24 protein-coding genes, 2 tRNA genes and 1 pseudogene are annotated in these 23,297 nt (G+C 68.3%); 16 read left to right on the top strand and 11 right to left on the bottom strand.

The annotated features are described in order from the left end of the window. Positions 1-32 precede the first annotated feature (32 nt). Positions 33-302 (top strand): hypothetical protein, encoded by a 270-nt coding sequence (locus tag ACWDO5_RS04095; protein ID WP_450528173.1) that lies wholly within the window; start codon positions 33-35, stop codon positions 300-302. Then, complete coding sequence (locus tag ACWDO5_RS04090) at positions 299-1,690, top strand: hypothetical protein (RefSeq protein WP_450528172.1); 1,392 nt, start codon at positions 299-301, stop codon at positions 1,688-1,690. Before ACWDO5_RS04095 ends, ACWDO5_RS04090 begins: the two co-directional genes overlap by 4 nt. A gap of 1 nt (position 1,691) precedes the next feature. Here the strand turns inward: ACWDO5_RS04090 and ACWDO5_RS04085 are convergent, their stop codons facing one another. Further along, a complete protein-coding gene (locus tag ACWDO5_RS04085; protein ID WP_450528170.1) occupies positions 1,692-3,056 on the bottom strand; it encodes a serine/threonine-protein kinase in 1,365 nt (454 codons plus the stop codon). A gap of 46 nt (positions 3,057-3,102) precedes the next feature. After that, positions 3,103-3,651, bottom strand: coding sequence for a helix-turn-helix domain-containing protein (locus ACWDO5_RS04080; RefSeq protein WP_356223380.1), 549 nt, complete (start codon positions 3,649-3,651; stop codon positions 3,103-3,105). Positions 3,652-3,830: 179 nt separating this feature from the next. Between ACWDO5_RS04080 and ACWDO5_RS04075 the strand changes: the two genes are divergently transcribed. Beyond that, a tRNA-Ala gene (locus ACWDO5_RS04075) sits at positions 3,831-3,903 on the top strand. Between the two features lie 577 nt (positions 3,904-4,480). Next, positions 4,481-4,849, top strand: a complete 369-nt coding sequence (locus tag ACWDO5_RS04070) for a DUF6344 domain-containing protein (protein WP_450528168.1) — start codon at positions 4,481-4,483, stop codon at positions 4,847-4,849. A 55-nt stretch (positions 4,850-4,904) separates the two neighbouring features. Here ACWDO5_RS04070 and ACWDO5_RS04065 read toward each other — a convergent pair whose 3' ends face one another. Next, positions 4,905-5,585 carry a DUF5324 family protein gene (locus ACWDO5_RS04065; protein ID WP_450528166.1) on the bottom strand — a complete coding sequence of 227 codons (681 nt, stop codon included), beginning with the start codon at positions 5,583-5,585 and terminating at the stop codon, positions 4,905-4,907. A 274-nt stretch (positions 5,586-5,859) separates the two neighbouring features. Here ACWDO5_RS04065 and ACWDO5_RS04060 point away from each other — a divergent pair, with 274 nt between their 5' ends. Then, a complete protein-coding gene (locus tag ACWDO5_RS04060) occupies positions 5,860-6,393 on the top strand; it encodes a peptidylprolyl isomerase (protein WP_450528165.1) in 534 nt (177 codons plus the stop codon). 137 nt (positions 6,394-6,530) lie between these two features. Then, positions 6,531-7,430 (top strand): rhomboid family intramembrane serine protease, encoded by a 900-nt coding sequence (locus ACWDO5_RS04055; protein ID WP_450528164.1) that lies wholly within the window; start codon positions 6,531-6,533, stop codon positions 7,428-7,430. A 256-nt stretch (positions 7,431-7,686) separates the two neighbouring features. Here ACWDO5_RS04055 and crgA read toward each other — a convergent pair whose 3' ends face one another. Next, on the bottom strand, positions 7,687-7,944 hold the full coding sequence (crgA, locus tag ACWDO5_RS04050; RefSeq protein WP_450528163.1) for a cell division protein CrgA: 258 nt from the start codon (positions 7,942-7,944) through the stop codon (positions 7,687-7,689). Between the two features lie 141 nt (positions 7,945-8,085). On the opposite strand from crgA, the gene ACWDO5_RS04045 reads away from it, so the two are divergent. From ACWDO5_RS04045 to ACWDO5_RS04020, 6 genes are read left to right on the top strand one after another with little or no spacing between them, the layout of a single operon-like run. Next, on the top strand, positions 8,086-8,901 hold the full coding sequence (locus ACWDO5_RS04045) for a DUF881 domain-containing protein (RefSeq protein ID WP_450528161.1): 816 nt from the start codon (positions 8,086-8,088) through the stop codon (positions 8,899-8,901). A gap of 15 nt (positions 8,902-8,916) precedes the next feature. After that, complete coding sequence (locus tag ACWDO5_RS04040) at positions 8,917-9,603, top strand: class E sortase (RefSeq protein ID WP_450528160.1); 687 nt, start codon at positions 8,917-8,919, stop codon at positions 9,601-9,603. A 56-nt stretch (positions 9,604-9,659) separates the two neighbouring features. Beyond that, the gene (locus ACWDO5_RS04035) at positions 9,660-9,833 is read left to right on the top strand and encodes a hypothetical protein (RefSeq protein WP_450528159.1); all 174 of its coding nucleotides are present in this window, start codon (positions 9,660-9,662) and stop codon (positions 9,831-9,833) included. Then, the gene (locus ACWDO5_RS04030; protein WP_450528158.1) at positions 9,830-10,468 is read left to right on the top strand and encodes an aminodeoxychorismate/anthranilate synthase component II; all 639 of its coding nucleotides are present in this window, start codon (positions 9,830-9,832) and stop codon (positions 10,466-10,468) included. The genes ACWDO5_RS04035 and ACWDO5_RS04030 overlap by 4 nt, the downstream gene beginning before the upstream one ends. After that, positions 10,465-11,661: a class E sortase gene (locus tag ACWDO5_RS04025; RefSeq protein WP_450528157.1), complete on the top strand. Its 1,197-nt coding sequence runs from the start codon at positions 10,465-10,467 to the stop codon at positions 11,659-11,661. The genes ACWDO5_RS04030 and ACWDO5_RS04025 overlap by 4 nt, the downstream gene beginning before the upstream one ends. Before the next feature lie 42 nt (positions 11,662-11,703). Next, positions 11,704-12,381, top strand: coding sequence for a class E sortase (locus ACWDO5_RS04020; RefSeq protein WP_450528156.1), 678 nt, complete (start codon positions 11,704-11,706; stop codon positions 12,379-12,381). A 72-nt stretch (positions 12,382-12,453) separates the two neighbouring features. Here ACWDO5_RS04020 and ACWDO5_RS04015 read toward each other — a convergent pair whose 3' ends face one another. The 7 genes from ACWDO5_RS04015 to ACWDO5_RS03985 all read right to left on the bottom strand — a co-directional run bounded on the left by ACWDO5_RS04015 (position 12,454) and on the right by ACWDO5_RS03985 (position 21,440). Next, positions 12,454-13,308 carry a restriction endonuclease gene (locus tag ACWDO5_RS04015; protein ID WP_450528154.1) on the bottom strand — a complete coding sequence of 285 codons (855 nt, stop codon included), beginning with the start codon at positions 13,306-13,308 and terminating at the stop codon, positions 12,454-12,456. A 95-nt stretch (positions 13,309-13,403) separates the two neighbouring features. Then, a complete protein-coding gene (pknB, locus tag ACWDO5_RS04010; protein ID WP_450528152.1) occupies positions 13,404-15,380 on the bottom strand; it encodes a Stk1 family PASTA domain-containing Ser/Thr kinase in 1,977 nt (658 codons plus the stop codon). 168 nt (positions 15,381-15,548) lie between these two features. Continuing rightward, positions 15,549-17,012, bottom strand: coding sequence for a peptidoglycan D,D-transpeptidase FtsI family protein (locus ACWDO5_RS04005; protein WP_450528151.1), 1,464 nt, complete (start codon positions 17,010-17,012; stop codon positions 15,549-15,551). Further along, positions 17,009-18,418, bottom strand: coding sequence for an FtsW/RodA/SpoVE family cell cycle protein (locus ACWDO5_RS04000; RefSeq protein ID WP_450528149.1), 1,410 nt, complete (start codon positions 18,416-18,418; stop codon positions 17,009-17,011). The genes ACWDO5_RS04005 and ACWDO5_RS04000 overlap by 4 nt, the downstream gene beginning before the upstream one ends. A 24-nt stretch (positions 18,419-18,442) precedes the next feature. Next, complete coding sequence (locus ACWDO5_RS03995; protein ID WP_450528147.1) at positions 18,443-19,927, bottom strand: Stp1/IreP family PP2C-type Ser/Thr phosphatase; 1,485 nt, start codon at positions 19,925-19,927, stop codon at positions 18,443-18,445. A 129-nt stretch (positions 19,928-20,056) separates the two neighbouring features. Next, positions 20,057-20,572 (bottom strand): FHA domain-containing protein FhaB/FipA, encoded by a 516-nt coding sequence (locus ACWDO5_RS03990; RefSeq protein WP_307662304.1) that lies wholly within the window; start codon positions 20,570-20,572, stop codon positions 20,057-20,059. A gap of 10 nt (positions 20,573-20,582) precedes the next feature. After that, positions 20,583-21,440 (bottom strand): FhaA domain-containing protein, encoded by an 858-nt coding sequence (locus ACWDO5_RS03985; RefSeq protein WP_450528145.1) that lies wholly within the window; start codon positions 21,438-21,440, stop codon positions 20,583-20,585. Positions 21,441-21,758: 318 nt separating this feature from the next. Here ACWDO5_RS03985 and ACWDO5_RS03980 point away from each other — a divergent pair. From ACWDO5_RS03980 to ACWDO5_RS03965, 4 genes and pseudogenes are all read left to right on the top strand, one after another. Further along, positions 21,759-21,842: transfer RNA gene (locus ACWDO5_RS03980), tRNA-Leu, on the top strand. Between the two features lie 263 nt (positions 21,843-22,105). Continuing rightward, complete coding sequence (locus ACWDO5_RS03975) at positions 22,106-22,477, top strand: hypothetical protein (RefSeq protein WP_450528143.1); 372 nt, start codon at positions 22,106-22,108, stop codon at positions 22,475-22,477. A gap of 66 nt (positions 22,478-22,543) precedes the next feature. Continuing rightward, a complete protein-coding gene (locus ACWDO5_RS03970; protein ID WP_450528228.1) occupies positions 22,544-23,020 on the top strand; it encodes a histidine kinase dimerization/phosphoacceptor domain-containing protein in 477 nt (158 codons plus the stop codon). Further along, positions 23,008-23,208, top strand: a pseudogene (locus tag ACWDO5_RS03965) (response regulator transcription factor); the annotation flags it as partial. The gene ACWDO5_RS03970 and the pseudogene ACWDO5_RS03965, both read left to right, overlap by 13 nt. Positions 23,209-23,297: the final 89 nt, after the last annotated feature.

Raw genomic sequence — 23,297 nt, 5'->3', positions numbered from 1 at the left:
CCGCCGAGATCGCTGAGAACCCGCAGATCGGTGTGGTGCTGCGAGTGGCGGTGATGGGCGACGAGCTGGCCGGGCCGCAGCACAACGCGCCCGCCCTCGCGAACAAGGCTGACAAGAAGGGTGATTCGGCTATCCGCGCAGACAGTGAAGCGACCGGCGGGGCAGGATGGACCGGCACCGCGATCGCCGCAGCGGCAGGCGGGGCGGTCGTCCTGATCGCGGGGCTGGTGCTCGTACTGGTACGGCGCAAGTCGGCGACGGGCACCGCCACGAACACGACCACACCAAGGAGAAGCGCGTGAAGAGGCAGCGCGGCAGGGGCCGGGTGGCGCTGGCCGGCATGGCGGCGATGTGCGCGGTGACGGCGCTTCCCGGGCAGGCGTGGGCGGTCGGCGAGCCCAATCCGTACGCCTTCGACAGCGAGGCCAAGGTGGTGCGGGGCTCGGCGGTCAACACCGACGGCCCGCCCCTGACGGCCGGATCGACCTACAAGGACACGATCAAGCCCGGCGAGAAGCGCTACTACCGTGTCGACCTGGACGCCAAGACCAATGCGTACGTCTCGGCGGTGGCCGTCCCCAAGCTGGCCACCAAGGTTGGGTACGCGGACAAGCTGACGGTGACCATCGAGGACCGTTCGGGGACCAAGTGCGGTGACGACGACGCCCAGTTCGGCTCCGCCACGTACGCCAGGCCGGTCGCCGCGTACGCGGACCGGACGATCGACAAGGACAGCAGCAGCTGCCAGGAGGCGGGCGCGTACTACGTGCTTCTGGAGCGGTCCGGTGAGGGCACGTCGACGCCCGAGCCATGGGATGTGGAGATCCGTTTCGCTTCGGAACCGGGGCTGAAGTCCGCCGGCCCGACGGCACCGCGCGAGAACTGGCCGTCCGCGTCGCCCGCCGTGCCCGGCGGCGGCCCGGAGAAGCGGCACGGCGGCACGAGCTTCACCGACGCCACCGGCCTCACGCAGGGCGAGTGGCGGGACGAGATCACGCCCGGCCAGACGCTCTTCTACCGGGTGCCGGTCGACTGGGGACAGCAGATCTTCGCCAGCGCCGACCTCGGCACCAGCGCGGTGGACGACAGCGCGCAGGGCGTCGGCAACGCCCTCGTGCTGGCTCTGCACAACCCGGCCCGCGGGATCGTGCAGGACGCGTCGAGCGTGTACTACGACGGCAAGCAGAAGTCGCTGGCGATGGATCCGCTGCCGCCGGTGGCGTACGAGAACCGCTACGACTCCAACAGCTCGACCAGCGCCATGCGGTTCGCCGGCTGGTACTACCTCTCGGTCACGCTCAACCCGGAAGTCGGCGAGGAGTTCGGCGAGGCGGCGATCCCGCTGACTCTGCGGGTGAACGTCGAGGGCGAGGCGAACGGCGCTCCGGCGTACGCGGGGCCCGCAGGGGACTTCGAGGTCACCAAGGACGACCAGGAGGCCGCGGACAGCGGGAAGAGCGCGCCACAGGCGGCGAAGAGCGACACAATGCAGCTGGTCGCCGCCGCGGGGATCGGCGCCGGGACCGTGCTGGTGCTCGGGCTCGGGGTGTGGACGCTGCTGTCGCGGCGGCGGACGGCGACCGCGGTGGCGGGGCCGGGGGTGGCTCCGGTGCCGGGTCCTGCCGATCGGGGACAGGTGCCCGGGCAGGCGTCGGGGCCGGGGCAGTACGGGCCGCCGCCCGCCTGGTAGTTCAGGACTGGGTCAGCGCCCAGATGCCCACCGCGAAACAGAGCAGAGCAACGAGCAGCACCGGGACCGCAACCTTCGGGGGCGGTCCCGGTCGCTTTGTGGCCGCCGTCGGAATCGGTGCGTGCGGGAGCGGAACCTGCGGGCTCTGGGCGGTGTAAGCACGAGTAAGAGCTTGTTGGTACTGCACCGGTGCGGTCGGAGCGTTCTGCGAGTGCGCGGGCTGCTCGGGCGCTGGGGCGTAAAGGGGGGAGGCGCTGTGCGCCGGTACGGGTGTGGGTGTGGGGGTCGGCGTTGGCTCCGCGGCCGCAGGCATGGGGGGAGGAGTGGGCGGCTGTGCCGCGTACGGCAGTTGTGTGTTGTGCTGCTGTACGGGCGGCTGCTGCGGCGGCGGGGCCAGATGGAAACTGCCGGTCTCCGACGGGGGGAGTGGCTGCTGCACGGGAGCCTGGGCTCCCTGACCTCCCTGATGGCCTGCCTGGGGGTCTGTTACGGGACCGGTGGGGCCGAATCCCGCGGGGAGCGGCCCGATCTGGTCGAAGACCTCGACCGGCTCGTCGCCGGCCCCGGCCTCCGGCAGCATCTCGACGGACGCCGTGAGCGCCTTGCGCGCGCCCGTGGCAGTACGGAACCGGGCCTGCGGGTCGGGCTGCAGGAGACCGGCCAGCACCTGCCACAGCGGTTCCGGGATGCCCTGGGGGGCGCCGGGAGTGCCATGGCCGGCGAAGTACTCGACCAGCGCCCGGGAGTCGGGCTTCTGACCCTGGAGCAGATAGAGCGCGACCAGGCCGACCGCGAAGAGATCGGCCGTGAAGTCCGGCTCCGCGCCCATCATCTGCTCGGGCGCGAAATAACCGGGCGTGCCCACCACATAGTTGGTCTCGGTCAGCCGCGGCTCACCCTTGCGCATAGAGATCCCGAAGTCGGACAGCCGCAGATGCGGCCGTCCGGTCCCGGTAGCCTCCAGCAGGATGTTCGCCGGCTTGATGTCGCGGTGTACGACCCCCTCCGCGTGCACCGCGGCCAGGCCGGACAGCAGCTGATCGAGCAGGGTGCACACAAAACGGGGCGGCAGCGGGCCGTAATCGCCGATCACATGCGCCAGCGACCCGCCACTCACCAGATCCATGGTGAACAGCACCTTGTCGTCGTCCGCGGCCCAGCTGGCCGGGGCGAGGACATGGGGATGATCGATCCGCAAGGCCTGCTCGCGGACGAAGCGCAGCAGGGTGTGCGCATCGCTCTGCTGCAGCACCTTGGCCGCCACATAGCGACGGCGCCGGTGGTCCCAGGCGCGCCAGACCGCACCGACACCGCCGCGTCCGATCGGGTCGATCAGTTCGTACCGACCAGCGAAGACCTCACCCATTGCGCTGCGCCCGCTCCCCGTTCCCTTGTGAGGCGTCCTGCCTCGATCAGCTCTGGTGCGACTCGTAGTGGGCGACGGCGTCTGCCGTGCGCCCGGCGCCGTACACCCGGAGGAACTCTGCCAGCTCGGGGTGGCTCGGGGCGAGCGAGTCCGCCGCATCGATGATGTCGCCCGCCGCCGAGACGGAGCGCAACAGCGACTGGATCTCGCGTACGACGCGGCGCACCGTCGGCGCGCCAGAGCTGCTCGTGCTCTGGCTGGTGCCGGTCAGAACGGAGCCACCCTGCGACTTCTTGATCTCTTCCATCCGGTCGGTGGCCTCGACCGCGCTGACGCTGCCGTCGGCGACCTGACTCGACAACTCCTGCAGCGCCTGCACCCGTTGGACCACCGCAGGGTTGCCGATCTTGGCTCGCTGGCCGCTCATCAGCTGGGAGAGCATCGGCGCCGACAGCCCGAGCACCGCCGCGAGGCGGGCCTGGTTCAGACCCAGATCATCGATGAGCCGACGGAAGAGCGCCCCCAGTGGCTCTCCGTACCAGCTGCGCTGCAACTCTCTGGCTCTTGCGGTCGTTTCCTGCTGTGCGGCGTCCATCGCGTCTCCCCATCGCTTCCCCAAGCGGGCTTCGCTGCTGCGAACCTCGCCGAGCATCCTACGGAGCGTGGTCGCCGGCCGGGAGCCCCAATCCTTTTGCAGGATCACGGGGGTCACCCGGTACTCTGGTCTGCGGCGGTGGCCGAGGCACGTTTCTGCTCGGTCGTATCCACCTTTCCGGGGCCTTAGCTCAGTTGGTAGAGCGCTGTCTTTGCATGGCAGATGTCAGGGGTTCGACTCCCCTAGGCTCCACGTTTCAGTACCCCCTTTGACCTGCGGAAACGCGGTCGGAGGGGGTCCTGTGACGCTTGCCCCCGAAGACACATGAAGCCATGCGAGGGGGCGTACCCTTCGTCGCGCGCCCAGCTGCCCGTACGGCCGAGCCGGGCCTCCAGGCCGTCGAGGGCTCGCTGGATCCCGTAGGCGAAGTTGTCCTCGCGGATCTTCTGCGGATCCTTGTCCCGCTGTGCGCCTGCCCCTCCCACGGCCGTGGATGGTCCCGCACGGCCTGTTCGGCGGTAGGCCGCAAGCGTCTGGACGATCATCGAGTCGGCGAAGGACGGCCTCTCCCACCCGAGCACCCGTGCTGCTGACCTTCGCCAACGGCGGTCTGATGCTGGTGCTGACCCAGCACCCATGACGGCCTTCGTCCCGGTGGTCATCGCGGCCGGGTTCGGTGCGGTTGGGCCGTCATTGGGGCCGCCACTGGACCGTCCGGGTGGTGTTCATCCGAAGAACTGCACGGCGGCGGCGTAGATCCCCCACTTCCCAAGATGCGTACACATCATGAGGAAGGTATGTAGATCGCTCAACCCGAAAGCGAGGGGTCATGGCCGCCTTCAAGGTCAAGAATCTGTGGACCGCGTTCATCACCGCGCTCTTTGCGCTGCTTGCCTCGGTGGGGCTGACCACCGCTGCCAACGCCGCTCAGCAGCCGGCCGTGCGGACGCCTGGCGGGCTGGACCTGCCGAAGCAGGCGCGTCCGCAGGGTGTCCCGGCGATGGTGCCGGCCCCCAGTACACGATGGAGCCCCATCGCGCGCGACAGATCACTGCCACCCACCATCAAGCAGCGCATCCGCGCCGAGGCCCATGGCTCCTCACCCGCCACCAGGCACCGGCCCGTGATCGACGCCGACAGCGGGCTGAGCGTCGCCGCCTCCGCCCCCGGCACGGATCGGGCGCTGGCCGCCGCATGAGGCGCCGGGAGCTCACACTCGTCCCGGCGCCACCGGCCACAGGGGCGGTATGCGATCAGCGACGGTCGTCGCGGTCCCTAGCCTCCGCCTCGGCCTGCTTCGCCTGCACCTCAGGATCGAGATCTCCCTGTCCACTGCCGTCGACGGACGTCAGCGGTGCGCGGTCGGAGACCTCCGTGGCAGCGGGCGGTTCCACCAGCCAATCGGGGTTGGCCTGGTTGTCCCACCACTTCCATGCGGCGAAAGCTCCGCCGGCCAGCACGCCGATGATCGCGAGACCCTTGGCGAGACGTCCGGCCCTGGCCCGCCGTTCGTGCTTCCTCACCAGCTTCTGAATCTCCTTGGCCGTCACCTGTCCGCGCAGAGCGGCCAGCACGGCAGCGGAGCGAGCCGCAGCCTCTTCCCCCACGGGCTGAGCGACGGCCACCGCGTGCTCGACACGCGGAACGGTGTAATCCGCCGCCTGACGGGCGGCCTTACGTGCCCGCACCGCAGCTCGGTGTGCGGCTTTGTCGACCTTGGGCGGCACATGCGGCGCTACTCGCGCGTCGTACTGAGAACGGGCCTGATTCGCGGCCTTCGAGACTTTGGGCGCGAGCCGTACGCGAGCCTCGTGTGCGTAATACGCGGTTTGGTGCTTGGCCGTGCCGGCGTAGGGCGCCACCACTTCCGCGGCGTGCTGCACGCTCTCCTTCGCCGTACCGGTCGCGGCGCGCACGCTGTCCATGCGGGTCACGGGATCCTCCTCCTCGGTGGCGTTCTGGGGTACTGGGGTTCATCCCCAGTTGGGCACAGTTTCGCCTTTCCACCCGTTTGAAAATCATGCCTGCTGACAGCCGCCTCGGCATGTGGGGCGGGCATCCGGGTCATGTGGGGAGCTTTGCGGACGACGATGCCACGGTTCGCCCTGCAATGCGCCGGTCGTGCGACGACTCGGCGCCCTTTCTGTGTAGGCGGCTCTTCCGTGCGAGGATCGGGAGACGTCAGAGAAGACTTACGGAAGGCAGATCGTGGCCGAGCAGCTTTACGCCACCCTGAAGACCAACCAAGGCGACATCGAGATCCGGCTTCTGCCGAATCACGCGCCCAAGACGGTCAAGAACTTCGTCGAGCTCGCCAAGGGTGAGCGTGAGTGGACCCACCCGGCGACCGGCAAGAAGTCCACGGACAAGCTGTACGACGGCACGGTCTTCCACCGCGTGATCAGCGGCTTCATGATCCAGGGCGGTGACCCGCTGGGCAACGGCACCGGCGGCCCGGGGTACGAGTTCGGGGACGAGTTCCACCCGGACCTCGCCTTCGACAAGCCGTACCTGCTGGCCATGGCCAACGCCGGCCCGGGCACCAACGGCTCGCAGTTCTTCATCACCGTGTCGCCCACCGCCTGGCTGACCCGCAAGCACACCATCTTCGGTGAGGTCACGAGCGAGGCCGGGAAGAAGGTCGTGGACGCCATCGCGGTCACCCAGACCAACCCGCGCACCGACCGCCCGGTCAACGACGTCGTGATCGAGTCGGTCGTCGTCGAGACCCGCGAGGGCTGATTCCCGGATCCCCGGGTGTTATCCCTTGTGATCCCACGATGTGATCCATGTGTGATTCCCCAGGGAACCTTTTCGCCCCGCCCGTCCGTATGGATGGGCGGGGCGGTGTGTTGAGCCAGAGAGATTGTGGGGACCTCATGGACCAGGCGCCAGGCAGTCCGCAGGAGCCGCGGGGCACGCACGGCCTGCCGAGCTGTTACCGGCATCCCGGCCGCGAGACGGGCATAAGCTGCACCCGCTGCGAGCGGCCGATCTGCCCGGACTGCATGGTCAGTGCCTCGGTCGGATTCCAGTGCCCGGAGTGCGTCCGCACCGGATCCGGTACGGGATACTCCCCGACCGCCAACCAGCCGCGGACGGTCGCAGGCGGCACCGTCGAGGCCGACCCCTTCCTGGTCACCAAGATCCTCATCGCAATCAACATTGCGGTGTACGGCGTGGTGCTCGCGCTCGGTGACCGGTTCGTCGCCGAGATGGAGCTGATCGGACTCGCCCGCAGTCCACAGCTCGGCGGCGAAATCGTCGGAGTGGCGGACGACGAGTGGTACCGGCTGATCACCGCGGCGTTCCTGCACCAACAGGTGCCGCACATCCTGTTCAACCTGCTGTCCCTGTGGTTCCTGGGCAGACTCGTCGAACCGGCCCTCGGCCGCACCCGCTATCTCGCCGTCTATCTGCTCTCGGGCCTCGGCGGCAGTGCTCTCGCCTATCTTCTCGCTGCCCCCAACCAGCCCTCGCTGGGCGCCTCGGGCGCGATCTACGGCCTGATGGGCGCGTTCGCCGTGCTCGTCCGGCGATTGAACCTCGACATGCGGCCGGTCGTCGCCCTGCTCGCGCTGAGCCTGCTCTTCACCTTCACCTGGCAGAACATCTCATGGCAGGGGCACATCGGGGGCCTGGTGGCCGGCGGTCTGGTCACCGTCGGCCTCGTCTACGCGCCACGCGAGCATCGCACTCTGGTGCAGGTCGGGACCTGTGCACTCGTCTTCCTGGTGACCGTCGTAACCGTGCTGGCGAGAAGCGCCTCGCTCACCTGAGCGAGACCTTTCCCCAGAGTTGTCCACAGCGTGTGCCGGATCTTGTGCATGCTGTGTGGAACAAGCGTGCCCCTTGTCGCTGAGCTGGGTTTTCCCAGTAGAGACAAGGGGCGGGTCGCTTCACCAAGATGGCCGATGCAGTCACACCGGCGTCAATGCTCCGAGAGTTATCCACAGATCGTCCGACCTTTCCCCACCTGTGGACAACGCTGTGGATAACCTCAGGGCAGGGCTTGACAGCGGGACTGCGGAAAAGCTACTTCCACTGGGTGGAGACGCCGAAGCCGACGGCGATGAAGCCGAAGCCGGCAACGATGTTCCAGTTGCCGAAGCTCTTGATCGGCAGGTCGCCCTCGGTCACATAGAAGAGGACAATCCAGGCAAGACCGATCAGGAACAGCGCGAGCATCACGGGTGCTACCCAGTTACGGCTGGTCAGCTTGATGCTTGTCGCCTGCTTCGATGCCGGCGGGGGCGTGAAGTCGGCCTTCTTGCGGATACGTGACTTCGGCACGAGGGACTCTCCTGTCGATGCGCTGCGTTACCGCGCAGGGAACTGTGGCTGGCGCCGGGGGGTGGAGCGAGGGGGACCACTGCCTCCCCCGGGCGTCCGTTAGCGTAGTGCTTCCGCGGCGCCTGAGGAGATAAGGGTACGTTGAGCAATTCTGCCGACTCCCCCCAAGGGCCGGTCAACCGCTTCGAACGACAGGAAGGTGGGCGAGGCTCGATGAGGGGTGGTGGCCGGTTGACGGCCGGGACTGTCCGGCTGCTGACGGCTGCCGTCTTCGCCCTCGCCGGTCTGATCTTCGTTACCAGCTTCAACACCGCCAAGGGCACCAACATCCGTACGGACGCCTCGTTGCTGAAGCTCTCCGACCTGATCCAGCAGCGCAGCGCGAAGAACGGCGACCTCAGCCGGTCCACCGCGGCGCTGCGCGGGGATGTCGACGCACTCGCTCAGCGTGACGACGGCTCCACCAGGGCCGAGGACGAGAAGCTCGGCGCCCTGGAGAGGGCAGCCGGCACCAAGAAGCTGAGCGGGACCGCCCTCACGGTCACCCTCAACGACGCCCCGCCGAACGCTCAGGCCGCCCCCGGCTACCCCGAGCCGCAGGCCAACGACCTTGTCATCCACCAGCAGGACCTGCAGGCCGTCGTCAATGCCCTGTGGAAGGGCGGCGCCAAGGGCATCCAGGTCATGGACCAGCGGCTGATCTCCACCAGCGCGGTGCGGTGCGTGGGCAATACGCTGATCCTGCAGGGCCGTGTCTACTCCCCGCCGTACAAGATCACCGCTGTCGGTGACCAGGGCGCGCTCAAGAAGGCGATCGCCGCCTCCCCGGCGATCCAGAACTACCAGTTGTATGTGGACGCGTACGGCCTCGGCTGGAAGGTCGACGAGCGTGAGGCGGTGACTCTCCCCGCCTACTCGGGCACAGTGGATCTCCACTACGCGAAGCCCGTTGGGTAGCGCTTGGGAGAGTCGGTGTCGGTGCGCCTGGTCGTCAGGACCTTCAGCGAACTGTGCACCACCATCGGCACCTTGATCATCCTTTTGTGGCTTATGTGGTGTTCTGGACTGGTGTCAAGGCCGAAAGCGCCACGGACGGCCAGATCGAGCGGCTCCAGAACGAGTGGTCGCAGAGCCCTCTCGCGGCCCCCGAGCCCGAAACAGACGGTGTCGCCGACTCCGAAGGCGCACGAGGACGGCAAGCCCTTCGCCGTCATGTACATCCCCCGCTTCGGCGGGAGTTGGGACTGGCCGGTCCTGGATGGCACCAGGACGGGCACCCTCAAGAAGGGCCTGGGGCACTACGCCTCCACCGCCGCGCTCGGCGAGAGCGGCAATTTCTCGGTCGCCGGCCACCGGCGCACGTACGGCGATCCCTTCAAGGACTTCCCGAAGCTGCGCGCCGGGGACGCGGTGGTGCTGACGGACGGGACGACCTGGTTCACGTACCGCATCGAGAAGGTGCCCTACCGGACCGTGCCGAGCGACGTCGGCGTCGTCGACCCCGTCCCGCGAAAGTCCGGCTTCGACGGGACGGGGCGCTATCTGACGCTCACCACCTGCGACCCGGAGTGGGGCAGCAGCCACCGGCTGATCGCCTGGGCGCATCTGGACGCCACCCAGCCTGTGACCGACGGCAAACCGGAAGCTTTGCGCAGCTGACCCATGTGCCCCTGCCGCCCTTTAGTCTGGTGCGGTACCGAACGGAAAGGGACAGCATGTACGGCTGGATCTGGCGGCATCTGCCGGGCAACGTATGGGTGCGGGCGTTCATCTCGCTCGTGCTGGCCCTCGCGGTCGTCTACGTGCTGTTCCAGTACGTCTTCCCGTGGGCGGAGCCGCTGCTTCCGTTCAACGATGTGACGGTCGACGGAACGGGGGCGGCCCGATGAGCGCGCGCATCCTCGTGGTCGACAACTACGACAGCTTTGTCTTCAACCTCGTCCAGTACCTGTACCAACTCGGCGCCGAGTGCGAGGTCGTGCGCAATGACGAGGTCGCCCTCGAGCACGCACAGGACGGCTTCGACGGGGTGCTGCTCTCCCCCGGGCCCGGCACGCCCGAGCAGGCCGGTGTGTGCGTCGAGATGGTGCGGCACTGCGCGGACACCGGTGTTCCGGTCTTCGGCGTCTGCCTGGGCATGCAGTCCATGGCGGTGGCGTACGGCGGTGTGGTGGGCCGCGCCCCCGAACTGCTGCACGGCAAGACCTCGCTGGTCACGCACGAGAGCAAGGGTGTCTTCGCCGGGCTGCCTTCGCCCTTCACCGCGACCCGCTACCACTCGCTGGCCGCGGAGCCGGCGGAGCTGCCGGACGAGCTCGAGGTCACGGCACGCACGGCGGACGGCATCATCATGGGGCTGCGCCACCGTGAACTGGCCGTCGAGGGCGTGCAGTTCCACCCCGAGTCGGTCCTGACCGAGCACGGGCATCTGATGCTCGCCAACTGGCTGGAGCAGTGCGGCGACACCGGGGCGGTCGGGCGTTCTGCGGGGCTCGCGCCGGTGGTGGGCAAGGTCGTGGCGTGAGTGGTCCGCGCCCTGAGGACGGGTATGAGTACGACCCGCTGACGGACCCTTTGCCGCCGGGGGAGGGCGGCTCGCCGTGGTTCCGGGCGACGAGCGTTCCGGAGGAGGAGCAGTCGCCGCTGCCGCCCCCGCAGGAGTGGTCTGGCTACAGCCGGTACCCCGCAGACGACACCGCGGGCTGTCAGCGGGACTGGCATGCCCAGCCGGAAGCGGTACAGGTACAGGAACCGGGGCCAGTACCCGTAGCGCGGCCGGAGCCGGAGCCTGTGTCGATGCCGCAGCGGACAGCCGAGGCGGCGCCGGTGTCCGACCCGATTCCGGTACCGGACGAGGAGACCGTCGCTCTGCGTACGGCGGACACCCGCGGCGCGGTGGAGACCCCCGCGGGTCCCGGCCGGGCGGAGCGGCGCCGTGCGGCCAAGGCCCGGGGCCGTAAGCGCCCTGAGCCCGCCGCCTCGACGACGTCCGAGTCCGGCAGGCCCCTCTCGCGCGTCGAGGCCCGCCGTGCTGCGCGTGCGGCGAAGGACAGCCCCGCCGTCATCGCCAGCCGTGCCATCGGTGAACTCTTCATCAGCTTCGGCGTGCTGATGCTGCTGTTCGTCACGTACCAGCTCTGGTGGACGAACATCCGCGCAGGCCAGCAGGCCAACCAGGAGACGAACAAGATCCAGAACGACTGGGCGAACGGCCGCAAGCCCGGTGCGTTCGAGCCCGGGCAGGGCTTCGCCATAATGCACATTCCCAAGCTGGATGTCGTCGTCCCGATCGCCGAGGGCATCAGCAAACCCAAGGTCCTCGACCGTGGCATGGTCGGGCACTACGCCGAGGGGAAGCTGAAGACCGCGATGCCATCGGACAAATCGGGCAACTTCGCGGTCGCGGGCCATCGCAACACCCACGGCGAACCGTTCCGGTACATCAACCGTCTCAAGCCGGGGGACCCGATTGTTGTTGAGACGCAGGACGCGTACTACACGTACAAGATGACGAGCATCCTTCCCCAGACCGCGCCGTCGAACGTGGGCGTGATCGGCCCGGTGCCGCCGGGTTCCGGGTTCACGGAGCCGGGCAGGTACATCACGCTGACGACGTGTACGCCGGAATTCACGAGTACGTACCGAATGATCGTGTGGGGCAAAATGGTCGAGGAACGGCCGCGCAGCAAGGGAAAACCGGACGCGCTCGTCGGCTGAGACGCTGAAGCGCTGTGAGACTTCAAGACGGGAAAAGGTGCAGTGGCACGTGCTCGTGGCCGGATCGCCGGCGTCATCAGTGTCTTCGGCGAACTGCTGATCACTGCGGGCGTGGTGCTGGGGCTCTTCGTCGTCTACTCACTGTGGTGGACGAACGTTCTCGCCGACCGTGAGGCCTCCAAACAGGGCAACGAGATGCGCGACGGCTGGGTGAACCGCGGCCCTGGCGCCCTCGACACCAAGGACGGCATCGGGTTCCTTCACGTACCCGCCATGAACAACGGCGAGGTGCTGGTGAAGAAGGGCACCGACGTCCAGGCCCTGAACAACGGTGTCGCCGGCTACTACACCGACCCGATCAAGTCGGCGCTCCCCTGGGACGACAAGGGGAACTTCACGCTCGCCGCGCACCGCGACGGCCATGGAGCGAAGTTCCACAACATCCACAAGCTGAAGGACGGCGACCCGATCGTCTTCGAGACGAAGGACACCTGGTACATCTACAAGGTCTACAAGCGGCTCCCGGAGACCTCGAAGTACAACGTGGATGTGCTGCAGCCGGTGCCGAAGGAGTCGGGGAAGACGAAGCCGGGCCGCTACATCACGCTGACGACCTGCACGCCCCTGTACACGTCGGACTACCGCTACATCGTGTGGGGCGAGCTGACGCGCACGGAGAGGGTCGACCATGACCGTACGCTGCCGGAGGAGCTGCGCTAGCCGTACGATGAGCCGAGCCCGAAGCCGCAACTAGCCTTTGCGACTTCGGGCTCTTTCTCCGTCAGGCGTCGGCTATCGAAGTACGTCCAGCGCCGCGCCCGCGCTCCAGGCCTCCAGCAGCCCGCGGTGTACGGGGGTGATGCCGCCCTCGGCTGAGACATTGAGAGCGTCCCGGGTGAACGGGCAGATCGCCACGTAGAGCGCGACGTCTGCCTTGTGCAGCACCTTGGCGGCACCGAGGAACTTCTGGATGTCGGGGCTCGTCACGGAGTTGTGGGGTGCGAACCTCTTGCACTGGACGACAAGTGGGCGCCCGTCGGCCGTGCGCCCGGTGATATCCACGCCTCGGTCACCGTGACCGCCGCGTACGACGACGTCGGTGCAGCCGTCGCGGCGCAGCAGCTCGGCGATGTGCTCTTCGAACTCGTAGCCGTTCATGGCGTCGATGGCGGCCATGACTCCGGCGAGTGGCCGGTCTTCCCGTGGGCCCTCGAGCCTACGCAGCCGCGTGTGATGGAGGCAGAGTCTGCGTTCGACGCTCTGGACGTCCTGGCGTAGGGCGATCAGTTCCGTTCGGTGTTCGCCCGAGGTCTCAATGAGGGCGTTGAACATGGGGACGACGGCTGTGCCGAGGATATGGGTGATGCGCCGGTCGATGCGGTCGTCGAGGGAGCCGGCGGGGCTGTGGATGGAGTTTTCCACAGGGGCGGTGCGGGCGATGTACTCCATGTCGAGGAGGTACGTACGCACCTGACGTGCGACTTCGCTGTCGCGGAGCAGCATGGCGACGTTGAGGACGGCCCGGCGGCTGAAGATAGCCAGTGACGGGGTACGCGTCGGACGGGTGGAGAGCTGACTACTACTCCGCGCTGACGGCTGTGCGCCGCCCTCACTGAGGTGCGCGCCTGCGGGCGGGTTCCGGACCATGACCTGGGGGGGTGACGTCGCCCGGGCGTAGCGAAAGCCCCAGCACCCTTGGGTGGGTGCCGGGGCTTCTGGCTGTACGGAGCGTTGCCGGTCGGCTAGCTGTCGGAGCCGCCGATGAATCCGCCGCCGTTTCCGCCGCCGTTTCCGCCGCCGTTCCCGCCGACGGTCTTCACATTGACCGGCTGCTGCGGGTTGGCGGGCTGGTTGGGCTGCGGGTCCTGGGCGATGACGATGGCGTTGTCGTCGGTGGAGCCGTCGACATTGCCGAGCTGCAGGCCCGCCTGGGCGAGGAGCTGCTTGGCCTGGCCGAGGGGCTGCCCCGCCAGGTTTGGCACCTGCGTCTGCGGCGTCTGCGGGCCCTTGGAGACCGTCAGCGTGACCTGCGTGCCCTTGGCCGCGTTCGAGTTGCCCTCCGGGCTCTGCGCGATGACCTGGCCGGCAGGCTGGTTGGAGTCCGCGTCGACCCGCGCGACCGTGAACTCGAGGCCTTCGAGCTGGGCCTTGGCGGCGTCGAACTGTGCGCCCACGACCGGAGGCACGTTGATCTTGGTCTGCTTGGCCACGGTGAGGGTGACCGTTGCCCCCTTCTCTGCCTGTGTACCGCCCTTGGGGTTCTGATCGAGTACTGTGCCGGGTTCCTGGTCGGACTCGGTTTCCTTGACCTCGACCTTGAATTCCTGGCCGGTCAGCTGCTCCTTGGCGCTCGCCAGGGACTTCTCCCTGACGTCGGGGACCTCGACCTTGGGCGGGCCATCCGAGACGACCACATTGATCGTCTCGCCCTGCTGCATTTTGCCGTTGGCCGGCGTCTGGGTGCAGATGCTGCCCTTGGGCTGCTCGCAGCGCGCCGTCCCGGTCTGGGCGACCTTGACGCCCGCGTTGGTCGCGGCCGTCTGGGCCTCCGCGAACAGCTTGCCCACCAGCTGCGGCACTGGCACATTGCCGTTGCCGCCGCCGTTGCCGCTGAAGACCGCCCTGCCGATCAGCACCGCGCCGACCAGCACGAGGATGCCCGCGAGCACCAGCAGGATCGTCGAGGTGCTCGACTTCTTCTGGCGGCGGCGGTCCGGGCGGTCGTCGTAGCCGCCGTAGCCCCCGTCGTCCGGGTTCATCGGCGGGAGCATCGACGTCTGGCCGCCCGGGTCGGCCTGGCGCAGCGCCGTGGTCGGCTGGTCGTTCGGGGCGTACCCGCCGTAGCCGACCGCGCCCATCGCCGCTGTCGCCGCGACCGGCTGGCCGTCGAGGCAGGCCTCGATGTCCGCGCGCATCTCGTCGGCCGACTGGTAGCGGTAGTCGGGGTCCTTGACCAGGGCCCGCAGGACGATGGCGTCCATCTCGGGCGTGATCTCGGGGTCGAAGTTGCTCGGCGGCTGCGGCTCCTCCCGTACATGCTGATAAGCCACCGCCACCGGGGAGTCGCCCACGAAGGGCGGACGCACGGTGAGGAGCTCGTAGAGCAGACAGCCCGTGGAGTACAGGTCGGATCGCGCGTCGACCTGCTCGCCCTTGGCCTGCTCCGGGGAGAGGTACTGGGCAGTGCCGATGACGGCCGCGGTCTGCGTCATCGTCATGCCGGAGTCGCCCATTGCACGGGCGATGCCGAAGTCCATCACCTTGACCTGGCCGGTGCGCGTCAGCATGACGTTCGCCGGCTTGATGTCGCGGTGGACGATGCCGTTGCGGTGCGAGTACTCGAGCGCCTGGAGGATGCCGATGGTCATCTCCAGCGTGCGCTCGGGCAGCAGCTTGCGCCCGGAGTGCAGCAGCTCTCTGAGCGTGGACCCGTCGACGTACTCCATGACGATGTACGGGATCGAGACCCCGTCGACATAGTCCTCGCCCGTGTCGTAGACCGCGACGATCGCCGGGTGGTTGAGCGAAGCGGCAGACTGGGCCTCACGGCGGAACCGGGCCTGGAAGGACGGGTCGCGGGCGAGGTCGGCCCGCAGCGTCTTCACGGCGACGGTGCGGCCGAGCCGGGTGTCGTGGGCGAGGTAGACCTCTGCCATGCCACCACGGCCGAGCACCGAGCCCAGTTCGTACCGGCCGCCGAGGCGACGCGGCTCTTCCATAACTGTTCCAGCCCTCTCCGTCAGTCCCGACCGCACCCGTGTGTGGTCCGGCGGTGTGCTGTTCGCGCATACGCTACCGGGCACGCCGCACCTGGTCCGCCCGTGACCGTCACCTGATACCCGACCGGTATCGCAATGTGCAGGTATGAGCGCCAGACGTGATTCGCGTCACCCATTGCTGTCCAGTACCGCCTGCATCACGGCCTTGGCGATGGGGGCGGCGAGACCGCCACCGCTGATGTCGTCGCGCTTGGCCTCGCTGTCCTCGACGACGACGGCGACGGCGACCGGGGATCCGCCGTCAGCGTTCTTCGCGTACGAGATGAACCAGGCGTAGGGGTTCTTGCTGTTGTTCTCGCCGTGCTGGGCGGTACCGGTCTTGCCGCCGACCTGGACGCCGTCGATCTTGGCGTTGCCGCCGGTGCCCTGCTCGACGACGTTCTCCATCATCTCCTGGAGGAGCTGCGCGTTCTTCTGGGAGAGCGGGCGGCTCATCTCCTGTGGCTCGTTCTTCTTGATGATGTCCAGGTTGGGCGCTTCCAGCTGGTCGATCATGTACGGCTTCATCAGCTTGCCGTCATTGGCGATCGCCGCGGTGACCATGGCCATCTGGAGCGGGGTGGCGGCGGTGTTGAACTGGCCGATGGACGACAGGGCATTGCCGGGGCGGTCCATCGTCTTGTCGTAGACGGAGGCGGCGGCCCGCACCGGGGTGTCGATCTCGGGGTTGTTGAAGCCGAACTTCTGGGCCGTCTCCAGCATCTTGTCCCGGCCGACCTTGTCACCGAGGTTGGCGAAGACGGAGTTGCAGGAGACCTCGAGCGCCTGGTTCAGGCTGGCGTTCTTGCAGCCGTTGGCGTGGTTGACCATCGGAGTGCGGGTGTTGGGCAGGATGTACGGCTCCGGGGTGTCCGTCGGCGCGTTGATGTCGCCGACGGCGCCGTGCTCCAGGGCCGCGGCGGCAGTGAGCACCTTGAAGGTGGAGCCGGGCGGGTAGACCTCGCGCAGCGCGCGGTTCAGCTTGGGCTTGTCGTTGTCCCGCTCCAGCGCCAGCCACGCCGTCTCGTCCTTGCCGGAGTAGCCGGCGAAGGTCGAGGGGTCGTACGAGGGGGTGGAGGCCAGGGCCAGGATCTTGCCGGTCTGCGGGTCGATCGCTGCGACCGCGCCCTTCTTGGAGCCGAGGCGCTCGAAGGCGGCCTTCTGCGCGGCGCCGTTGAGGGTGGTGACGACGTTGCCGCCCTTCTTCTTGTCGCCGGTGAACATCGCCATCGTGCGGTCGAAGAAGAGCTGATCGGAGTTACCGGTGAGGATGCCGTCCTCGAGCTTCTCGATCTGGTTGGCGTCGAAGGCCTGCGATGCGTAACCCGTGACCGGCGCCCACATGGGGCCGTCGACGTAGGTGCGCTTGTACTTGAAGTCCGTGTCGTTCGTTTCCACGGAGCCGGTGATCGGCTTGCCGTCGACGATGATGTTCCCGCGCTCGCCGGCGTACCGCTCGATCAGGACACGGCGGTTCTTCGAGTGCGTGTTGAGTTCCTCGGCCGCTACGTACTGGAGCCAGTTCGTACGCACCAGCAGGGCCAGCACGAGGAGCCCGCAGAAGATCGCGATCCGGCGCAGGGGCTTGTTCACGGTCGGACCACCTGGGTCATCTCGGCGTCGGGGGACGGAGCGGGCGCGGGAGCGGGACGGCGGGCGGTGTCGCTGATGCGGATCAGGATGCCGACCAGGGCCCAGTTGGCGATCACGGACGAGCCGCCGTACGCGACGAACGGCATGGTCATACCGGTCAGCGGGATGAGACCCATCACACCGCCGGCGACCACGAAGACCTGGATGGCGAGGGCGCCGGAGAGGCCGATCGCGAGGAGCTTGCCGAAGGGGTCGCGGGCGGCGAGGGCGGTGCGTACGCCGCGCTCCACGATCAGGCCGTAGATCAGCAGGAACGCCATCATCCCGGCGAGACCGAGTTCCTCGCCGAAGGTGGAGAGGATGAAGTCGGAGTTGGCGGCGAAGCCGATGAGGTCGGAGTCACCCTGGCCGAGGCCGGTGCCGAGCGTGCCGCCCGAGCCGAACGACATCAGGGCCTGGCCGATCTGCTCGCTCTGCTGCCAGGTCTTCTCGGCGAAGGGGTTGAGCCAGAACTCGACGCGCTGCTGGACGTGCGGCTCGAAGGAGGCGACGCCGACCGCACCGACCGCGGACATCAGCAGGCCGAAGACGATCCAGCTGGTGCGCTCGGTGGCGACGTACAGCATGATCACGAACAGGCCGAAGAACAGCAGCGAGGTACCGAGGTCGGTCTCGAAGACCAGGATCAGGATCGACATCACCCAGACCACGAGAATGGGTCCGAGGTCACGGCCGCGCGGCAGATACAGGCCCATGAACCGGCGGCTGGCGAGCGCCAGGGCGTCTCTCTTCACCATCAGATAGCCGGAGAAGAAGATCGCGATGATGATCTTTGCGAACTCACCGGGCTGGATGGTGAAGGGGCCGAGGCTGATCCAGATCTTCGCGCCGTTCACCGCGGGGAAGAACACCGGCAGGATCAGCAGGACCAGCGACACCGCCATCGAGATGTAGGTGTAGCGCTGCAGGATCCGGTGGTCCTTGAGCAGGATCAGTACGCCGACGAAGAGCCCGATGCCGATCGCCGAGTACAGCAGTTGCTTGGGGGCGTCGGGGCTGAAGGCCCCGAAGTACGTCTCGGCCCGCCGGATCAGCCGGGGCGACTGGTCGAGGCGCCAGATCATCACCAGACCGAGGCCGTTGAGCAGGGTGGCCAGCGGCAGCATCAGCGGGTCCGCGTATCTGGCGAACTTGCGCACCACGAGGTGGGCAACGCCGGCGAGCAGGCCGAGGCCGAGACCGTATCCGAGCAGTCCGGCAGGCACTTCGCCGTTCAGAGCGAGGCCGACGTTGAGATACGCGAACACCGGGATGACGACGGCGAAGGCGAGCAGCGCCAGCTCGGTGTTGCGGCGGCTCGGTGCTTCGATCGCGCCGATCGTGGTGGTGTTGGTGACAACGCTCATGGTGGAGAAGGCCCCTTACGGCCGTTACTGCTTTCCGCAGTTCGAGGCCAGCTTCTGCTCCTCCTCCGAGAGGGTGGGACCCGGAGAGGGAGTAGCTGCGGTCGGCTTGGTCTTGGCGTTCTGGGTGGTCGGCTGGCCGGTGGTGGTGCCCTCGGGCGGCGGGGTGCTCGCGCGGTCGGCCGCTGCACGGCGCTGCTCGTCCTTCTTGCAGGCGCCTGCCTGGACGGCGAGCTCGTTGATCTTCGTGCGTGCCTTGCCGAGGCTGTCGGCGGTGATCGTCGCCTCTACCTGCTTGCGCTGGTAGGGCGGGAGGTACTTGAGTTCGATCTCGGGATGGTCCTTCTCGACCTTCGAGAGCGAGACCCAGGCCAGGTCCTGGCTGATGCCCTGGTAGAGGGCGACGTTCTCATTCTGTGAGCCGACGTAGTACTGGGTCTGGGTCCAGCGGTAGCCGCTGTACAGACCGCCGCCGACAACCCCCAGGGCGAGCACGATGTAGAAGGATCTCTTCAGCCATTTACGGCTGCCGCGCGGCTTGACGAAGTCCTCGTCGGTGTACGCCCCGAGGCTGCCCTCGGGCGGCATACCGCCGTATCCCATGCCGTCGCCGCTGCCGGGCGGGCCGAAGCTGCCGTTCGGCTGCGGGGGCACGGGGCGGCCGAGACCGGCCGCGCGCCCCGCCGGGGTCTGCATGGCGCCGCCGTCGTTCAGCTGGAGTTGGTTCTCGGCGACCGCGCCGACGACGACCGGAGTGTCGTTGAGCTGCCCGGCCAGGGTGTCGTTGGAGTCGGTGTCGAGGACGTCGGCGACGATGCAGGTGATGTTGTCGGGGCCGCCGCCGCGCAGCGCAAGCTGGATCAGGTCCTGGACCGTCTCCTGCGGGCCCTGGTAGCTGGCGAGGGTCTCCTCCATCGTCTGGTGGGAGACGACGCCGGACAGTCCGTCGGAGCAGATCAGATAGCGGTCGCCGGCGCGGACCTCGCGGATGGAGAGGTCGGGTTCGACATGGTCGCTGCTGCCCAGCGCGCGCATCAGCAGGGAGCGCTGCGGGTGGGTGGTGGCTTCTTCCTCGGTGATCCGGCCCTCGTCGACGAGGCGCTGCACCCATGTGTGGTCCTGGGTGATCTGCGTCAGCACGCCGTCGCGGAGCAGATAGGCGCGCGAGTCGCCGACATGGACGAGGCCGAGGCGCTGGCCGGTCCAGAGCAGGGCGGTGAGCGTGGTGCCCATGCCTTCGAGCTGGGGGTCCTCCTCGACCATCAGCCGCAGCTGGTCGTTGGCGCGCTGCACGGCCGTACCGAGCGAGGTGAGGATGTCCGAGCCGGGCACGTCGTCGTCGAGCGTGACGAGCGTGGAGATGACCTCCGAGGAGGCGACCTCGCCGGCGGCCTGGCCGCCCATGCCGTCGGCGATGGCCAGAAGGCGGGGGCCGGCGTAGCCGGAGTCCTCGTTGCCCTCCCGGATCATGCCCTTGTGTGACCCGGCGGCGAAGCGCAGAGACAGACTCATGCGCACCTCGCCCGTCGGCTCGGGGTACAGCCGGTCTCGAGCCACACTGCCCACCCTCCGGTCGGGAGCCCGTCCCGGTCCGCTGTCGGGACCGCTGCGGCTCGCTCGCTCCGCTCGCTCATTGTCGTACTACTTCCGCAGCTCGATGACGGTCTTGCCGATGCGGATCGGCGCGCCCAGCGGAATCGGTGTCGGGGTGGTGAGTCGGGTCCGGTCGAGATATGTGCCATTGGTGGACCCGAGATCCTCGACGATCCACTGGCCGTCACGGTCCGGGTAGATCCTGGCATGCCTGCTGGACGCGTAGTCGTCGTCCAGCACGATCGTGGAGTCGTGCGCCCGGCCCAGCGTGATGGTCTGGCCCTGCAGGGCCACCGTGGTGCCCGTGAGGGTGCCTTCGGACACAACCAGTTTGGTGGGCGCCCCACGACGCTGGCGGCCGCCGCCCGCCTGCTGGCGCTGCTGCGGCGGCGCGGCGGTCTGGCGCGTCTGCTGGGGACGTGCGTCGGCGTTGCGGCGTGAGCCGCGCTGCGTGACGCGCGTACCGAACAGGTCACTGCGGATGACCTGGACGGCCACGATCACGAACAGCCACAGAACGGCCAGGAAACCTAGCCGCATGACCGTCAGGGTCAGCTCTGACATTGCCCCCGCTTCACCCTTCGGCTTGCCGGTAAACGATGGTGGTGTTGCCCACGACGATCCGCGAGCCGTCGCGGAGCGTAGCGCGGGTTGTGTGCTGCCCGTCTACCACGATGCCGTTGGTAGACCCGAGATCCTGGATCGTCGAGGGCGTTCCGGTCCGGATCTCACAGTGCCGGCGCGATACACCGGGGTCGTCGATCCGCACGTCGGCGTCGGTGCTGCGACCCAGCACCAGCGTCGGGCGGGAGATCTGATGGCGGGTGCCGTTGATCTCGATCCAGCGTCGTACTTGAGTACTCGGCATCGGGCCTGGGCCGGGTGCCGGGCGGCGGTCCGCGACGGGCGCGGGCCCGGGTCGGCCGGCGCCCGGAGGCGGCGCGGCCGGCATGGGAGGTGCACCGGCGGGCGGGTAGCCGTAGCCACCGCGGGCGCCGCCTTGCGGGGCTGCGGCCGGCCCGGGGCCGGCTGCGGCCCGCTCGGGCGACTGTGACGTACTCGACGCGAGGGTGCGGCTGCGTACCCGGTACAGACCGGTGTCGAGGTCTTCCGCCTTCTCCAAGTGAACCTTGATGGGCCCCATGAAGGTGTAGCGCTGCTGCTTGGCGTAGTCGCGGACCAGGCCGGAGAGCTCGTCGCCGAGCTGGCCGGAGTACGGGCTCAGGCGCTCGAAGTCGGGCGCGCTGAGCTCCACGATGAAGTCGTTGGGGACGACTGTCCGCTCGCGGTTCCAGATCGTCGCGTTGTTGTCGCACTCGCGTTGGAGCGCGCCCGCGATCTCGACGGGCTGGACCTCGGACTTGAACACCTTGGCGAAGGTGCCGTTGACCAGACCTTCGAGTCGCTGCTCGAACTTCTTCAGGACTCCCATGAGGCACCTCCTCCGTCGTTGCCGTCCTGGTACTGCTTACTGATCGTATCCACGCGTCGGGAAATCGGCTGGTTCCCCTTGTCTGCCCCGTCGATGAGTGTCACCTCTCACACGGATCGTAGAGGCGGCCTCCTGACAGTGTCCCGCACCCAGGGTGCACCCAGGAGGAGTGGGGGGCGGCCGCCCTCCGTTCCCTGTTCCTTCGTCCACTCTGCCGAAACAATCGAGTGTGAATGCACCCTGTGCACCGTGCTAATCTTCTGGATGTCGCCAGGGGGTCGCACCGCACGGGTGGGACCCAAGGTGACAACACCCAATGCGCGGGTGGCGGAATAGGCAGACGCGCTGGATTCAGGTTCCAGTGCCCGAAAGGGCGTGGGGGTTCAACTCCCCCCTCGCGCACAGATCGGAAGCCCCGTAGGTCATCGACCTACGGGGCTTCTGTGTTGCCGTCATCCCGCCGGGGGTGCCCTCGGGGCGCGCTGCCGGAGTGTGGGATGTGCGACTGTGCGACGTTCGTCGCTCCGGGGCGAGACGACAGTGGCCCGTGGGCGGCGGGGCGGGCTGCTTAGGGTGCGGGCGCGAACGCGTCATCGACGATACGGGCCGGCTGGACGTGGCTGACGGCACCCCAACTGTGGTCGCGGAGGAGGACCGCCGGCGAGGTGGTGCTCGCGCTGGTGCTCGGCTTCATGGCCGCCGGAACCGAGGGACTGACCGGCAGCGCGGGGCTGCGGCTGCTCGTCGTCGGGGTGGCGGCCGCGCTGCTGGCGCTGCTGCGGCGCCGGATGCCCGCGCCGGTGCCGACGGTCACCGGGGCGCTCTCGCCGCTGCTGAAGGTCGTGGGCTGGTCGGCGGGGCGCAGGATCGTGGGCGCCGGGCGGGCGCTGGCCGCGTTCACTGTCGCGTACGGCCTCTTTGTCGGCACCATGCTCGTCGACACCTGGTCGCAGCAGACGCCGACGACGCTGGTGCTGCTCAGCACCCTGTACTTCCTTGCGACTGCGGTCGTACCGGGGCTGGCCAGCCGTTACTGAACGCAGCGCCGGACCCCGCTGCACGCCCTGCAGCAGCGCAACGTCCAGCTGTTGCGCGAGCGCGCGATGGTGGCGGGGCAGGCGCGGCTGCGTGAGCGCCAGCGGATCGCCCAGGACATGCACGACAGCCTCGGTCACCAGTTGGCGCCGATCTCCGTGCACACGGGCGCGCTGGAGGTGGATCCCGAGCTGACGCCGCGGCAGCGGGAGGCGGTCGGGGTGCTGCGGGACGCTTCGGTGAGCGCGATGCATGGGCTGCGTGAGGTCGTCGGCATTCTGCGGGACGGGGTCGAGGGGCCGGCGCCGGTTGACGAGTCGGGGCGGGTCGCGCGTGGGACGGCCGGTATCGAGGGGCTCGTTCAGGTGGAGATCGGGGCGCCCGAGGAAGAGGTGCGCGACCGGCTGCCGAGCGGGGACACGATCACGACGACCGGGCTGAGCGGCATGGGCCCGAAGGAGCCCCCGGGCTCCAAGTGCCTGGTGCTGATGTCCTCGGAGGTTGGGGGACAGCATCGAGACCGCCTGCCGGTGTTCCCGGGCTGAGCGTGCGCGAGCGAGAGGTGCTGGCGCTGCTCGAGGATGGGCTGTCCAACGCGGACGCCGGGAGGCGGCTGCATATGAGCGAGGCCACGGTGAACACGTATGTGAGCCGCATCCTGGCGAAGCTGGAGTGTGAGAACCGGGTGCAGGCGGCACTGCTGGCGCGGGACGCCGGGTTGGACGGTGGGTGATGAGCGGGGGGCGTGGGGCCTGTATGCGGCGGGCAGCCTGGCGGGGCTGTGAGCAAAGGGCCCGGGGCCCTTTGAGTGTGCGGGCCGGT

Source organism: Streptomyces sp. NPDC000880, from assembly GCF_053599675.1.
Note: the sequence above shows the minus strand (reverse complement) of the source record. Positions and strands in the feature narration are given on the sequence as shown.

What these genes read in the sequence shown, in the direction of transcription:
- ACWDO5_RS04035 (WP_450528159.1), top strand. Translation starts at nt 9,660, where the DNA reads ATGTACGGCTGGATCTGGCGGCATCTGCCGGGCAACGTATGGGTGCGG.
- ACWDO5_RS03995 (WP_450528147.1), bottom strand. Translation starts at nt 19,927, where the DNA reads ATGAGTCTGTCTCTGCGCTTCGCCGCCGGGTCACACAAGGGCATGATC.
- ACWDO5_RS04030 (WP_450528158.1), top strand. Translation starts at nt 9,830, where the DNA reads ATGAGCGCGCGCATCCTCGTGGTCGACAACTACGACAGCTTTGTCTTC.
- ACWDO5_RS04070 (WP_450528168.1), top strand. Translation starts at nt 4,481, where the DNA reads ATGGCCGCCTTCAAGGTCAAGAATCTGTGGACCGCGTTCATCACCGCG.
- ACWDO5_RS04000 (WP_450528149.1), bottom strand. Translation starts at nt 18,418, where the DNA reads ATGAGCGTTGTCACCAACACCACCACGATCGGCGCGATCGAAGCACCG.
- ACWDO5_RS03970 (WP_450528228.1), top strand. Translation starts at nt 22,544, where the DNA reads ATGGTGGCGGGGCAGGCGCGGCTGCGTGAGCGCCAGCGGATCGCCCAG.
- pknB (WP_450528152.1), bottom strand. Translation starts at nt 15,380, where the DNA reads ATGGAAGAGCCGCGTCGCCTCGGCGGCCGGTACGAACTGGGCTCGGTG.
- ACWDO5_RS04055 (WP_450528164.1), top strand. Translation starts at nt 6,531, where the DNA reads ATGGACCAGGCGCCAGGCAGTCCGCAGGAGCCGCGGGGCACGCACGGC.
- ACWDO5_RS03990 (WP_307662304.1), bottom strand. Translation starts at nt 20,572, where the DNA reads ATGTCAGAGCTGACCCTGACGGTCATGCGGCTAGGTTTCCTGGCCGTT.
- ACWDO5_RS04080 (WP_356223380.1), bottom strand. Translation starts at nt 3,651, where the DNA reads ATGGACGCCGCACAGCAGGAAACGACCGCAAGAGCCAGAGAGTTGCAG.
- ACWDO5_RS04085 (WP_450528170.1), bottom strand. Translation starts at nt 3,056, where the DNA reads ATGGGTGAGGTCTTCGCTGGTCGGTACGAACTGATCGACCCGATCGGA.
- ACWDO5_RS04015 (WP_450528154.1), bottom strand. Translation starts at nt 13,308, where the DNA reads ATGGTCCGGAACCCGCCCGCAGGCGCGCACCTCAGTGAGGGCGGCGCA.
- ACWDO5_RS03985 (WP_450528145.1), bottom strand. Translation starts at nt 21,440, where the DNA reads ATGGGAGTCCTGAAGAAGTTCGAGCAGCGACTCGAAGGTCTGGTCAAC.